Source organism: Bradyrhizobium viridifuturi (assembly GCF_001238275.1).
Taxonomy (GTDB): Bacteria; Pseudomonadota; Alphaproteobacteria; order Rhizobiales; family Xanthobacteraceae; genus Bradyrhizobium; species Bradyrhizobium viridifuturi.
Genome location: NZ_LGTB01000040.1, coordinates 41,888 through 54,608, shown reverse-complemented (window position 1 = coordinate 54,608; position 12,721 = coordinate 41,888). Strand labels below are relative to the sequence as shown.

At 65.3% G+C, this 12,721-nt stretch carries 11 protein-coding genes and 2 pseudogenes; 1 reads left to right on the top strand and 12 read right to left on the bottom strand.

What is annotated here, in order from left to right:
- Positions 1–113: 113 nt before the first annotated feature.
- Positions 114–1,490 carry a LysM peptidoglycan-binding domain-containing M23 family metallopeptidase gene (locus ALC15_RS30860; protein WP_050630547.1) on the bottom strand — a complete coding sequence of 459 codons (1,377 nt, stop codon included), beginning with the start codon at positions 1,488–1,490 and terminating at the stop codon, positions 114–116.
- A gap of 108 nt (positions 1,491–1,598) precedes the next feature.
- Positions 1,599–2,255, bottom strand: coding sequence for a protein-L-isoaspartate(D-aspartate) O-methyltransferase (locus ALC15_RS30855; RefSeq protein ID WP_050630546.1), 657 nt, complete (start codon positions 2,253–2,255; stop codon positions 1,599–1,601).
- Positions 2,256–2,627: 372 nt separating this feature from the next.
- Between ALC15_RS30855 and ALC15_RS30850 the strand changes: the two are divergent.
- Positions 2,628–3,004 (top strand): annotated as a pseudogene (locus ALC15_RS30850) (response regulator).
- 81 nt (positions 3,005–3,085) lie between these two features.
- On the opposite strand, the gene surE reads toward ALC15_RS30850, so the two are convergent.
- The 10 genes and pseudogenes from surE to ALC15_RS30800 form a co-directional block, all read right to left on the bottom strand.
- On the bottom strand, positions 3,086–3,853 hold the full coding sequence (surE, locus tag ALC15_RS30845) for a 5'/3'-nucleotidase SurE (RefSeq protein WP_050630545.1): 768 nt from the start codon (positions 3,851–3,853) through the stop codon (positions 3,086–3,088).
- 79 nt (positions 3,854–3,932) lie between these two features.
- A complete protein-coding gene (locus ALC15_RS30840; RefSeq protein ID WP_050630544.1) occupies positions 3,933–4,964 on the bottom strand; it encodes a hypothetical protein in 1,032 nt (343 codons plus the stop codon).
- A gap of 16 nt (positions 4,965–4,980) precedes the next feature.
- Positions 4,981–6,312, bottom strand: coding sequence for a serine--tRNA ligase (serS, locus tag ALC15_RS30835; protein ID WP_050630543.1), 1,332 nt, complete (start codon positions 6,310–6,312; stop codon positions 4,981–4,983).
- Positions 6,313–6,508: 196 nt separating this feature from the next.
- Positions 6,509–7,309: a twin-arginine translocase subunit TatC gene (gene tatC, locus ALC15_RS30830; protein WP_050630542.1), complete on the bottom strand. Its 801-nt coding sequence runs from the start codon at positions 7,307–7,309 to the stop codon at positions 6,509–6,511.
- Complete coding sequence (gene tatB, locus ALC15_RS30825; RefSeq protein WP_050630541.1) at positions 7,306–7,806, bottom strand: Sec-independent protein translocase protein TatB; 501 nt, start codon at positions 7,804–7,806, stop codon at positions 7,306–7,308. The genes tatC and tatB overlap by 4 nt, the downstream gene beginning before the upstream one ends.
- 161 nt (positions 7,807–7,967) lie before the next feature.
- The gene (locus tag ALC15_RS30820) at positions 7,968–8,201 is read right to left on the bottom strand and encodes a twin-arginine translocase TatA/TatE family subunit (RefSeq protein WP_050630540.1); all 234 of its coding nucleotides are present in this window, start codon (positions 8,199–8,201) and stop codon (positions 7,968–7,970) included.
- Positions 8,202–8,545: 344 nt separating this feature from the next.
- Positions 8,546–9,251, bottom strand: a pseudogene (scpB, locus tag ALC15_RS30815) (SMC-Scp complex subunit ScpB); the annotation flags it as partial.
- Positions 9,252–9,273: 22 nt separating this feature from the next.
- A complete protein-coding gene (locus tag ALC15_RS30810; RefSeq protein WP_050630538.1) occupies positions 9,274–10,095 on the bottom strand; it encodes a segregation and condensation protein A in 822 nt (273 codons plus the stop codon).
- The gene (gene nagZ / locus ALC15_RS30805) at positions 10,092–11,114 is read right to left on the bottom strand and encodes a beta-N-acetylhexosaminidase (RefSeq protein WP_050630537.1); all 1,023 of its coding nucleotides are present in this window, start codon (positions 11,112–11,114) and stop codon (positions 10,092–10,094) included. Before nagZ ends, ALC15_RS30810 begins: the two co-directional genes overlap by 4 nt.
- A 46-nt stretch (positions 11,115–11,160) precedes the next feature.
- Positions 11,161–12,633: an SPOR domain-containing protein gene (locus ALC15_RS30800; RefSeq protein ID WP_050630536.1), complete on the bottom strand. Its 1,473-nt coding sequence runs from the start codon at positions 12,631–12,633 to the stop codon at positions 11,161–11,163.
- Between the last annotated feature and the right edge of the window lie 88 nt (positions 12,634–12,721).

Below are 12,721 nucleotides of genomic sequence, written 5' to 3'. Positions count from 1 at the left end.
AGCGCGATGACGATCCAACCTGATCGCATCGCCTCTTAGATCAAACAAAACGGGGGAGGCTTGCGCCTCCCCCGTTGTCTTTGTTGTGAGACTTGGAAGTCCCGGCGCGTAACTTATGCGCCGTTGAGGAACTGGAGCGGATCGACCGGAGACGATCCCTTGCGAATTTCGAAGTGAAGCTGCGGCGAGCCTGCTTCGCCGGTCTGGCCCGACTTGGCGATCACCTGGCCGCGCTTGATGGTATCGCCGCGCTTCACCAGGATCTCGCTCGCATGGGCATAGGCCGTGACGTAGCCATTGGAATGGCGGACGAGCACGAGATTGCCGTAACCCTTCAGCTCGTTGCCCGAATAGGCGACGACACCGTCTTCGGCAGCCTTCACCGGCGTGCCTTCGGGCACCGCAACGTTGATGCCGTCATTGACCTTGCCGTTGGTCTTAGAGCCGTAGGCGGTGATGACCTTGCCGCGCACCGGCCAGCGGAAGGTCGGCAGCGCGCTGGTGGTCTCGGCCGGCTTGGCCGCCGGCGTCTCCGCGACGGCTGCGGGCTGCTCGACAGTGGCGGTCGGCTGAACCAGCCGGGCGCTCTGCTGCGGCAGCGCGCTGGCGACCACCCTCGGGGCCGCCACGGCCGGTGCCGGAGCCAAGGTTGCGACCGGTGCAGCAGCAACAGGTTGCGCAACCGGCGCAGGAGCCGCCATCGCGGTTTTGGCGCCGGGCACCACGAGCTTCATGCCGAGGCTGAGCCGGGCCGACTGATCGAGATTGTTGGCGCGGGCGAGCTCGGCAACCGGGATGTGGTGCTGGCGCGCGATGCTGTGCAGCGTGTCGCCGCGATTGACATAGTGGACGCCGGCAGGCGCGGCCGCCACGGCAACGGGCCGCGTGGCCGGTGCGGCCATCGCAGGTGCCGCGGCAACTGCCCCTGGACGCGGGATGATCAGCTGCTGGCCGGGCGAGAGTGCGCGCGGCCCCTTGTAGCCATTGGCGCGCAGGATCTCGGCGGTCGAGACGTTGTAGCGGCGCGCCAGCACTTCGAGCGTATCGCTGGTGCCGACGATGATGGTGGTGCCGTTATGCGAAGCATGCGCGGCGGCGACCGAATGCGGCACGCTGCCGGTGGCCTCGATCTGCGGGCGCGCCGGCGGCGGCGTGTAGGACGACATCCCGCGCCCGCCTCCGGAGACGCCGGCATTGGCGACCGGGTAGGACTGCGGCGCCGCGACCGGCGGCGGCAAGGGCTGCGACTGATACTGCGAATATTGCGGCTGGGTCCGCGGCCGCGCGTATTGCGGCAACTCGCGCGGCGGCGCCTGCTGCACGGTGCCGGTCGGCTGCGGATCGAACGCAAACGGATTTTGCGAGTAGGAGTTTTGCGAGAAGCGCGACGACATGTCGGCGCTGCAACCGGCAAAAGCCATGGACATCAGCGTCAGCACCGCAACCTGCGGTACGCGACGCGAGCGAAGCAACTCAACAACCCCAGACATGGTTACTCACTCGTACGCAACAAAAGACTGTTTTGAGTAAACACGTCGCGAGTAAATAACCGCTTAACCCTGCGAATAAGGCGTTGGCGCCAAGCAGCAAATCGCCACTTACAATTCGCGCGCGATTCCCGGCAGGGCCGGCACAAAGCGGACGTCGACCAGTTCCTTGCGGTCGAAGCCGTTCTCGGTCCGCACCACGCGGACCAGGGTCTGGGTGCCCTGGTGCGGCCCGACCGGGGCGATCAGGATGCCGCCGGGATCGAGCCGGTCGAGCAGCTTCTCCGGGATCTGCTCCATCGCCGCGGTGACGATGATGCGGTCGAAATCGCCCGCCCCCGCCGGGACGTCGAAGCCGTCGCCGAGCAGCACCTCGATGTTGTAATAGCCGAGCTTTTCAAGGCGCTTGCGCGCACCGTCGGCCAGTGTCCGGTAGCGCTCGATGGTCAGGACCTGCTTGCACAGCCGGGACAGGACCGCCGCCTGATAGCCCGATCCGGTGCCGATCTCGAGCACGCGGTGATCCCTCTGCAGCTGCAACTGCTCGGTCATGTAGGCCACGACGAAGGGCTGGCTGATGGTCTGCCCGCAATCAATCGCAAGCGCGCTGTCGCGATAGGCCTCGTTGCGATCGCGCGGGTCGACGAAGACCTCGCGCGGCACCTCCTCCATGGTACGCAACACCGCCTGATCGCTGACCCCCCGCCGCCGCAGGGTGAGCTGAAACATCATCTTCTCGGTCGGATCGGGCTTCAGGGCCATGTTCATCAGCGTCTCTGGGCAGCAGCGCAGAATCTTGCTCCTGCTAGATGCCATTGAAATCCGAAATACCGCGTTAAGGAAAAATTTCCCGTCACCTTTTGTTCCCGGCCAGGAACCGGCGCTCCGATTTCCTGTTGGCGCCGGTCCGCAAGCTTCCCATATAATCGATTGCGATGCGCGGTTAGCGCCGGGGTGCGCGAACGACGGGTAGAGCCGTTGTCCCCGGTCAGAGGCTGGACGAATCTCGCGCAACGAGTCAGTCAAGACGATCCGGCGATGCAGCGGCGCGCGCCGGAAACCTACTAATTCCCAAACGTTTGCATTGCGCCTCGTAGTGTTATTTGCGAGCCTAATTGAGGGACGGGCAAGGATTCCATCATGACAGCGATACGGCCGGCGGGCTGTTCAGTTTTCCTCGTGGAGGACGAGGTCATGATCCGGATGATGGTCGCCGACATGCTGGAGGAGCTCGGCCATAGTGTCGCGGCCGAGGCCGGCGAAATCGGCGAAGCGTCAAGCTCGCTCAATCGACCGAATTCGACCTCGCGATCCTCGACGTCAACGTCAACGGCAAGGTGATCACCCCGGTCGCCGAGCTGATCAACGCCCGCAACCGTCCCTTCATCTTCGCGACCGGTTACGGCTCGTCCGGCCTGCCTCCGGAATATCGCGACCGTCCGGCGCTGCAAAAGCCCTTCCAGCTGGAAACGCTGGCGCAGGTGATCTCCAGCGCGATGCGGAGCGCGCCGGTTTAGATATCACCTGATCTGCAGGGAAGCCGTCCACGCATTGCGAGCGGCCCGGATTTCGCTTCACTCCATCCGGGCTACAAGAGATCACTTCAACGTATCAGTCAGCGTCTCCGAAAACGCCTCATCGGTGCGATCGAGCCGCAGCGGCGTCACCGAGACGTAGCGCGCGGCAAGCGCGGCAAGATCGGTGCCTTCGGCCGGCGTATCCATCATCGCGGCGCGCTCGAAGCCGATCCAGAAATACGGATTGCCGCGTCCGTCGTGACGGCGATCGATCTTCAGAAAACCCTGATTGCGCTTGCCCTGCCGCGTGATCCGGATGCCCTTGACGTCATCGGGCATGCACGACGGGAAGTTGACGTTGATCACGGTGTTCCTCGGCACGCCGGCCCCGATCACCTTGCGGATGATGTCGGGTCCGAACTTCAGCGCGGTGTCCCACAGCGGCGCGTTACGCGTCTCGATCGAGAATTCCTGCGACAACGCAAATGACGGAAAGCCCAGGATGGTGCCTTCCAGCGCACCGGCGATGGTGCCGGAATAGACCACGTCCTCGGCAACGTTGCGGCCCTTGTTGACGCCGCTCAGCACGAGATCGGGCAACTTGTCACCGAGGATGTGGCGCGCGCCCATGATGACGCAATCGGTCGGCGTGCCGCGCACCGCGAAGTGGCGCGGACTGACTTCGCGCAGCCGCAGCGGATCGTTGAGCGACAGCGAATGCGAGACGCCCGACTGGTCAAGCTCGGGGGCAACGATCCAGACGTCGTCGGAGAGAGCACGCGCGATCTGCTCAATGACTTTCAAGCCCGGAGCGTTGATGCCGTCATCATTGGTGCAGAGAATTCGCATCCGTCAAAGTGCCTTTTGTTCCGATTCGACGCGGGTTTCTTGAGTTGCAGCTTCTTGAGTCGATTGCCGTCTTAACCGGCTAGGGCCGTGGTGGCAAACCCGACGAAGGCCCGCGCCAACGCGCCGACGTCACGCGCCACGGCTGCAGGAATCTGCCGCTGCCGGCGATCTTGCGGACGAATACCGGCCAGGCCGGTCTCGCTCGCCCCGGCGGCGGCGGATTGCGAACGACCGCGACAACGGAGGGTGAAGGCGGCGGCACCGGCATCCCGGGCTTCTCGGCCGGAGCGGCCTCGCGCCGTTCGGACTTGGGAGGTTCAGGCCTGAGGCTGTCTGTTTTCTGAGCTTCGGACTCGAGAGCCTCAGGCGTGGCAAGTTCAGCTCTGGCAGGCTCCGCCTTGGGAGTTTCGACCTTGGGCGGTTCGACCATCCGAACATCAGACCTGGTCGGCTCGGGACCGATCGGTGCTGGTTGGCGAAGCTCCGGCCTGGTCGGCTCCGATCTGGCCAGCTCGGGCCTGATGGGATCGGCTATGCTAGGTGCCCGCGTGCGAGGCTCGGGCGCGATCGAATCCGCTTGGAGTGGTGCAGGCTTCGGTGCCTCTGGAAGCTCTGCATTCTCCGACCTGGGGAGCTCCGACTTGCGAATCTCGGACTCGGGAAGCTCGGCCGCAATGGTTTCGACCTTGCGCGGCTCAGGCCTTGTCGGCTCGGGCTTGAGCGGCGCCGGTGCGGGCGCCTCGGCCGGTTTTGCGACCGGCGCCGGTGCGGCCGATTTCGATTTCAGCCGGGCCAACAGCTCCTCGATCGAGGGCACCGATGTCGGCTCAAGCGGCGCAGCCCGGACTGGAGGCGGCGGCGCGACAGCCGCGGGCGGCGGCAGATCGGCCGGCGCAAGTTGCGCGAACTTGCCGCGCGCGATCTCCAGCGCCTTGTCGAAGTCGGGCCGGTCGATCCACGCCTTCGTTTGCACCTCGACCACGCGGGCTTCCCAGAGCCGCGCGGCCTCGATGTCGTAATAGCCCATCTGCTTCTGGTTGATCAGCTGCAGACCATGGCCGGTAACGGCCCATTGCTTGCCAAGCCAGTGGATGTCACGGTGCAGCGGCATCACACTGGCCCTCGCCTCACATGCCGTGCTCGATGACCTTGAGCCCGCCCATATAGGGCTGCAGCACATCGGGCACCGCGATCGATCCATCCTGCTGCTGATAGGTCTCCATTACCGCGATCAAGGCGCGGCCGACCGCCGTGCCGGAGCCGTTCAGCGTATGCACGAAGCGCGGCTTGCCGTCGGGGCCGCGGTAGCGCGCATCCATGCGGCGGGCCTGGAAGTCGCCGCACACCGAGCAGCTCGAGATCTCGCGATAGGCGCCGCCATCGCCCTGCCCCGGCATCCACACCTCGATGTCGTAGGTCTTCTGCGCGGAGAAGCCCATGTCGCCGGCGCACAGCGTCATCACCCGATAATGCAGATCGAGCTTCTGCAGAACCTGCTCGGCACAGGACAGCATGCGCTCGAGCTCATCCTTGCTGGCTTCGGGCGTCGTGATCGACACCAGCTCCACTTTCGTAAACTGGTGCTGCCGGATCATGCCGCGCGTGTCGCGTCCCGCAGCTCCCGCCTCCGCGCGAAAACACGGCGTCAACGCGGTGAGCCGCATCGGCAGCTCTTTCTCGTCGAGGATGGATTCGCGCGCGAGGTTGGTCAGCGAAACTTCGGCGGTCGGAATTAGGCCGAGACGCTCGCCGCGCAGGTCGGCATTCGGGGTGGAGAGCAATTCACCCTTGATCGCCCAGAACTGGTCATCCTCGAATTTCGGCAACTGGCCGGTGCCGAACATCACGGCGTCGCGCACCAGCAGCGGCGGGTTGATCTCGATGTAGCCGTGCTCGCCGGTGTGCAGGTCGAGCATGAACTGCCCGATCGCGCGCTCGAGCCGCGCCAGTCCCTTCTTCAGTACGACGAAGCGCGCGCCGGACAGCTTCGCCGCGGCCTCGAAATCCATATAGCCGAGCGTGGTGCCGAGATCGTCGTGCAGCTTCGGCGCGAAGCCGTAGTCGCGTGCCTTGCCGAACACATGGTGCTGCACGTTGCCGTGCTCGTCGGTGCCGTCGGGCACCTCGTCGAGCGGCAGGTTGGGAATCGACGACAGCTCTTTCGTCAGCTCGTCATCGGCTGTTTTCGCCGCTGCCTCGAGCTCGGGCATCGTGGTCTTCAGCTCGGCGACTTCGGACATCAGCTTGGCCGCGCGCGCCTCGTCCTTTGCCTTCTTGGCCTCGCCGATCTCCTTCGAGGCCGCGTTGCGGCGAGCCTGGGCCTGCTCGGACGCCAGGATCGCCGCGCGCCGCTTCTCGTCGATCGCCAGCAGCGACGGCGACAGCGCCCCCAATCCGCGGCGCTTCAGGCCGGCGTCGAAAGCTGTCGGGTTGTCGCGGATCGCTTTGATGTCGTGCATGGCAGTCCTGATGGCGGGCTTGCAGATAACGTCTTACGTCAACGCTTGCGTTGGATCTTTCCACTACCACGACCGTCATCGTCAGCGAAAGCGGGTGATCCAGCATTCCAGAGGCGTCGGTGTGTGACCCAAAGGCCGCAGCGTGCTGGAGACCCCGCCTTCGCGGGGTGACACCGGATGTGTGACGTAGACGGCCCTACTCGGCCGGATTGGTCGCCGAGCCCGACGAGGCGTTCGCGGTCGCGGCCTTCTTCTCCACCATGCGCACCGCGATGATGGCACCCTCATAGAGCGCGAGCAGCGGGATCGCGAGCGAGGCCTGGCTCAGCACGTCCGGCGGCGTCAGCACCGCGGCGATGATGAAGGCGATCACGATGAAATAGCGCCGCTTCTCCTTCAGCATCTTCGAGGTGACGATGCCGATGCGGCCGAGCAAGGTCAGGATCACCGGCAGCTGGAAGGCGATGCCGAAGGCGAAGATCAGCGACATCATCAGCGAGAGATACTCGCCGACCTTGGGCAGCAGCTGGATCTGCGCGGTCTCCGCGCCGGCGGCCTGCTGCATGCCGAGCGAAAAGCGGGTCAACATCGGGAAAACCACGAAGTAGACCAGCATCGCGCCCATCACGAAGAAGATCGGCGTGGCGATCAGATATGGCAAGAAGGCATTGCGCTCGTGCTTGTAGAGCCCAGGCGCCACGAACATGTAGACCTGTCCGGCGACGATCGGGAACGAAATGAAGGCGGCCCCGAACATTGCGAGCTTGAGCTGGGTGAGAAAATACTCCAGCAGCGCCGTGTAGATGAATTTCGAATTCTCCGGTCCCGCCACCCAGATGAACGGCCAGACCAGGACATTGAAAATCTGCTTGGCGAAGAAGAAGCAGATGATGAAAGCCACGGCGAAGCCGAGCAGCGCCTTGATCAGCCGCGAGCGCAGCTCGATCAGGTGATCCATCAAGGGGGCCTTGGAGGCCTCGATGTCTTCGGCGCTCATGACGCCCTCGCGTCCTTGAGCACGTCGGGCTCTGCCGGCGTGACGTCTTGAGGTGCCGGCTCGGGCTTCACCTCATTGGTGATCGCGAGCGGCTCGCCGGCGGCTGCGTGCGTCTCGGCTTCGACGAAGGTTTCCGGCGTCGGCTCGGCAGGCGTCGTGGGCGTCACGGGCGCATCGATCGCCGAGGCAACCTGCGCATCGACCGGCTTGTCGATCTGCAGGGCGTCAGTGACGTCCTTCTGCAGCGAGGTCATGATGTTGCCGCTGGTGATGCCGGTCGCGGCTTCCCTGACCTCGTCGAAGCTCTTCTTGAGGTCGGCCATCTCGGCCTCGCGCATGGCCTCCTGGAACTGGCCCTGGAATTCGGCGGCCATCTTGCGGGCCTTGCCCATCCATTGCCCGACCATGCGCAGCACGCCCGGAAGTTCTTTCGGGCCGATGGCGATCAGCGCGACGACCGCGATGACGACCAGTTCACTCCACCCGATATCGAACATGAATTGTTCCGCCTAAGCGCGCCGCCATCGGCCCCATCGCTCCCAACAGGATGTGGGGCTGCCGGCGCCTTTTCTCAATCGGCGTCCATAGCGCGTCTGTGCGACGGCGTCACCGTTTCGCGCGAAGAAAAACGTCGAAAATACACGTCAGTACAAGCGCGTTAGACGGCCTTGCTGCCGACGTCCTGGCGCGTCGCCGACGGCGTCGAATTGTGATCGATCGACTTGGTAGGCTCGGCCTTGTCCGCGACCTTGTCGTCGTCCTGCATGCCCTTCTTGAAGGCCTTGATGCCCTGGGCGACGTCACCCATCAGGTCCGAAATCTTGCCGCGACCGAACAGCAGCAGGACCACTGCGATCACGACGATCCAGTGCCAAATGCTAAGCGAACCCATCCTGCAACCCTCCAGAAATGGCCGGCGGACCGGCCTGAACATGGCCGGAAGTTAGGCCCGCGGGGTGTCAAAAACAAGGACCTCTGCCGCGGCAAATCGCTGTCGCGGCTACGTAATATTGCTAGGCTTAACCGGGAATATTCCGCCCTATTCGCCCTTCTCGGCGTCGTCGTGATCGCCCGCGTCGTCGGCGCGTTCGTCCGGCTCGTCGGCGTCGGGCTCGGCCGCGTCAGGTTCGCCTGCCTCCACCTCAATGATCACCTCGGCTTCCACGGCGATGGCTTCAACCTCGGCAGCGACCTCGGTTTCGGTCTCAACCTCAGACGTCGGTTCCTCGGCCTCCGGCTCGACGGCAGGCGCGAGCAGCAGTTCCAGCGTATCGCCGGGCTCGAGCGGCTCCTCGTCCTCGCGCAGCGTCGCATCGTCAGATGGCGACGGAACGGAGAAGCCGGTCGGCAGACGCGAGTCGAGCAGACCGGTGCCCTTCAGCTCCTCGAGCCCCGGCAGATCGCCGAGCGCTTCCAGGCTGAACTGCGACAGGAAGCCGTCGGTGGTTCCGAAGGTCAACGGACGGCCCGGCGTCTTGCGGCGGCCGCGCGGGCGGATCCAGCCGGTCTCCAGCAGCACGTCGATCGTGCCTTTCGACGTCACCACGCCGCGAATCTCTTCGATCTCGGCGCGGGTCACCGGCTGGTGGTAGGCGATGATCGCCAGCACCTCGATTGCCGCACGCGACAGCTTGCGGGTCTCGGTGCTCTCGCGCGTCATCAGCCAGGACAGATCGCCCGCGGTACGGAACGTCCACTTGTTCGCGACCTTCACCAGGTTGACGCCGCGCGGCGCATATTCCGCCTGCAACTGCGCGAGCGCCTGCTTGATGTCGACGCCGTCGGGCATCCGCTTGGCCAGCGTTGCCTGATCGATCGGGTCGGCCGATGCGAACAACAGGGCTTCCAGGAGCCGCAATTCCTCAGGACGCGCTACCGGATGATCCATAGGAGAAACCTCCTCCTCGGGCTCGTCTCTGCGCACTTCCGCCAAGCTTGCCATGGGCTTGCTCTCCTTCTTCCACTTACTCAACCGACAGGTCCGGCGCCGCCATGGCGGCCTGCGCTGGACGCTTTCGGAAATAGATCGGCGCGAACGCCTGCTTCTGGTTGATCTCCATCTCGCCCTCGCGGACCAGTTCGAGGGCCGCGGCGAAGCTCGATGCGAACACCGTCGCCTTCTGGGTCGGATCGGCGACGTAGTTCATCAGGTACTGGTCGAGGCAGCTCCAGTCCTCGGCAATGCCGACCAGCCGCTCCAGCGAGGCGCGTGCCTCGGCCAGCGACCAGACGGTACGCTTCTGCAGATGAACCGTGGTCAGCACGCGCGACTGGCGCTGCGTGGCATAGGCCGACAGCAGGTCGTACAAGGTCGCGGTGAACTTCGGATGCTTGATCTCGGCAATCGATTCCGGATTGCCGCGCGGAAAGATATCGCGCTGAAACTGGGGCCGGTTCATCAGCCGGTTCGCCGCCTCGCGGATCGCCTCCAGACGGCGCAGCTGGTTGGCCAGCGCGGTCGCCATTTCCTCGGCGCTCGGCCCCTCCGCGGTCGGCGGCTCGGGCAGCAGGAGCCGCGACTTCAGGAACGCAAGCCAGGCCGCCATCACCAGATAGTCGGCGGCAAGCTCGAGGCGAATCTTGCGCGCCGCCTCGATGAACGAGAGATACTGGTCGGCGAGCGCGAGGATCGAGATCTTCGACAGGTCGACCTTCTGCTGCCGCGCCAGCGTGAGCAAAAGATCGAGCGGGCCCTCATAGCCCTCGACGTCGACCACCAGCGCCGGTTCGCCATCAGCGAGGTCGGCCGGCCGCCCGGTATCAAACGATAGAATTTCAGCGGTCATGCCGTCCCTACCCGATCCAACAACGCATCCAGTTCAGCCCGTGCCGCCTGCCGGTCGAGCAGCTGGGGCCGCTTCCGCGCGGCAAGCGCAGCCTTGGCGCGCTCAAGCGCCTTGCCGGTGAGTTCCGGCGTCTCCCGCGCGACCTCGCGCATCTCGTCGATATTGCCGTTGCAGTGCAGAATCATGTCGCAACCGGCGGCGGCGATGGCGCGGGTCCGTTCGGCAATTGATCCGGCCAGCGCATTCATCGACACGTCATCACTCATCAACAAACCCTGAAACCCGATCAGGCCGCGAATCACCTGCTCGATGATTGTCGCAGAAGTCGTCGCCGGATGGACGGGGTCGAGCGCGCTAAACACAACATGTGCAGTCATCGCCATCGGCAGGTCCGCCAGCGGCTGAAACGCGGCGAAATCGGTCCGTTCCAGCTCGGCCCTGGCGGTATCGACCGTCGGCAGGCGGAAATGGCTGTCCGCCGTGGCCCGGCCATGGCCGGGTATATGCTTGAGAACCGGCAGCACGCCGCCCTGTTCCAGCCCCTCCGTGACCGCACGCGCAATCGCGGCGACCTTGTCCGGTTCGGTTCCATAGGCCCGGTTGCCGATGACAGCGTCCGCTCCGGCCACCGGAACGTCGGCCAAAGGCAGGCAATCGACTGTTATTCCGAGGTCGATCAGGTCGGCCGCAATCAGCCGGGAGCTGAGCCGGGCCGCTGTCAGGCCGAGCTCCGGGTCGATGTCGTAAAGCGCGCCAAAACTCGCGCCGGGCGGATAGACCGGCCAATGCGGCGGGCCGAGCCGCTGCACCCGGCCGCCCTCCTGGTCGATCAGGACCGGGGCGTCGTTCGCATCGGCCGCCAACCTGAGTTCCCCAACAAGAGCTGCCACTTGGGCCGGACTCTCGATGTTGCGCTTGAACAGGATGAAGCCCCACGGCCGCTCGGCGCGAATGAATTCGCGTTCGGCGTCGCTGAGGGTCAGCCCGGATATGCCCGTGATGAATGCGCGGATCGTCATTCGGCCGATTAGGCCGTATGCAGCTCACGGGTCAAGGAAACGGCCTTTAATTTCTTTGGATGAGGCACTGCGGCCCACCGGCCGACATCAGGCTCCGGCACAGTTGGTTGGCCTCTTCCGATGATGCGAACGGACCGGCAAAGGCGCGGTAGTAGACGCCCTTCTCACCGAGATCGACGCGCTTCACCACCAACGGCTGCGAACCGAGCACATTGCGATACTTGCCCTGCAGCGTCCGATACGACGCCTGCGCGTCCGCCTCGTTCTTCTGCGACGACACCTGGACCAGGTATCCACCGCCTCCGACCGAAGCTGTCGAGGTCGACGCCACCCGGGTCGGCGGTGCAGCCGGAGCCGCCGCCGCGTCAGCCTGCCCGGGAACCAGCGACATCGGCGCGTTCACGCTGGCATTGGCCGCCGAGGGATTGCCGCGCGACACTTGCTGCTTTGCGGCGGCAGGCGGCTTGGCCGGCACAGTCGCCGTGGCCTGCGTGCCATCGGGCGTGTCGCCCTTGACCGCGAGGGTGCGGATCTTGCGCGGCTCGTTGTTCGGCAGGGTCCCGTTGGCGGTGATCGGCGCCGGCGCGGGCTGCGCCGTCTGCACGCTGGCGGCCGGCGGCGGATTCGTATTGGCGTTCAGCGGCGGAAACACGACGCGCGGTCCGGCGGTCTTCGAATTGACGTCGACCGGGGTCTCTTCACGCGACACGATTTTTTCGGTGCCGTCACCCGTCGCCATGCGATCCGGCGTCTTGGCCGGCGCATCGGCCTGGGCCGGAATCACCTTGGTCGGCGTGTTGTCAGCCTTGATGATCGGCGGCTCACCGGTTCGCGGCGAGCCGACATAGTTGCGGTAGGCGAGCGCGCCGCCGGTGCCGACCACCGCGAGCGCCACCACCGCGACGACCGTCATCAGGCCGCTGCTCCGCTTGCGCGGTTCGGGTTCTTCCTCGTAGGCCTCGTAGGCGTAGGGATCGTCCGGATAGGACGGATCGCGTTGCAGGTCCTGCTCGCCGGCTTCCAACTGGCCGTAGAGCGCGTCGTCATAGCGCGACGAATCCTGCCCCTGATCGCCGTCCTGATAGTGCGGCTCCTCGTCGAAGGCCTCAGGCTGCCGGGGGGGCTCGACCGGCCGATAGGTGGCGACCGGCGCGGGCGCAGGCGGCTGCGCCTGCTGGGCCGCATAGCGGTGCAACGGATGCACCGGCTTCGGCTGATAGTCCTGCTCCGGCTCTTCGTATTCGGTGTGCTGCACGGGCGCCGGCGCGGCAGCTTCCTGCCGTGCGCGCTGCATCCAAGGCGGCGGGCCCGCGGGCGGGGTCTCGTCCTCTTCCGACTGCGGCTCATACTGTTGCGGCCGCGCATTGGCGCGCGACTGCAGCGGCCGCGGCGGCGGCTTGTTGGCGGCGCCGAATGGGTCCGTCTGCCCGATCAGCCGGGCCAGTTCGGCGAGCGGATCGCTCTCGGCCCTGGAGGCCGTGTCGGCGGAAAAATTTCGGTCCTGATATCGATCAGCCATTGTGATGATGCATCCCCTTCGGGACAGCGCCAAGATCGCCGGCACAGCCGGTCCGAACGAGTTGGCCCCTGCCAGATGCCCTCACAAA

Bases quoted from the DNA above. Each gene is read 5' to 3' on its own strand.
- ALC15_RS30810 (WP_050630538.1), bottom strand. From the start codon at position 10,095: ATGACCGCTGAAATTCTATCGTTTGATACCGGGCGGCCGGCCGACCTC.
- ALC15_RS30820 (WP_050630540.1), bottom strand. From the start codon at position 8,201: ATGGGTTCGCTTAGCATTTGGCACTGGATCGTCGTGATCGCAGTGGTC.
- surE (WP_050630545.1), bottom strand. From the start codon at position 3,853: ATGCGAATTCTCTGCACCAATGATGACGGCATCAACGCTCCGGGCTTG.
- ALC15_RS30800 (WP_050630536.1), bottom strand. From the start codon at position 12,633: ATGGCTGATCGATATCAGGACCGAAATTTTTCCGCCGACACGGCCTCC.
- ALC15_RS30855 (WP_050630546.1), bottom strand. From the start codon at position 2,255: ATGAACATGGCCCTGAAGCCCGATCCGACCGAGAAGATGATGTTTCAG.
- tatB (WP_050630541.1), bottom strand. From the start codon at position 7,806: ATGTTCGATATCGGGTGGAGTGAACTGGTCGTCATCGCGGTCGTCGCG.
- ALC15_RS30840 (WP_050630544.1), bottom strand. From the start codon at position 4,964: ATGCCGCTGCACCGTGACATCCACTGGCTTGGCAAGCAATGGGCCGTT.
- ALC15_RS30860 (WP_050630547.1), bottom strand. From the start codon at position 1,490: ATGTCTGGGGTTGTTGAGTTGCTTCGCTCGCGTCGCGTACCGCAGGTT.
- nagZ (WP_050630537.1), bottom strand. From the start codon at position 11,114: ATGACGATCCGCGCATTCATCACGGGCATATCCGGGCTGACCCTCAGC.
- serS (WP_050630543.1), bottom strand. From the start codon at position 6,312: ATGCACGACATCAAAGCGATCCGCGACAACCCGACAGCTTTCGACGCC.
- tatC (WP_050630542.1), bottom strand. From the start codon at position 7,309: ATGAGCGCCGAAGACATCGAGGCCTCCAAGGCCCCCTTGATGGATCAC.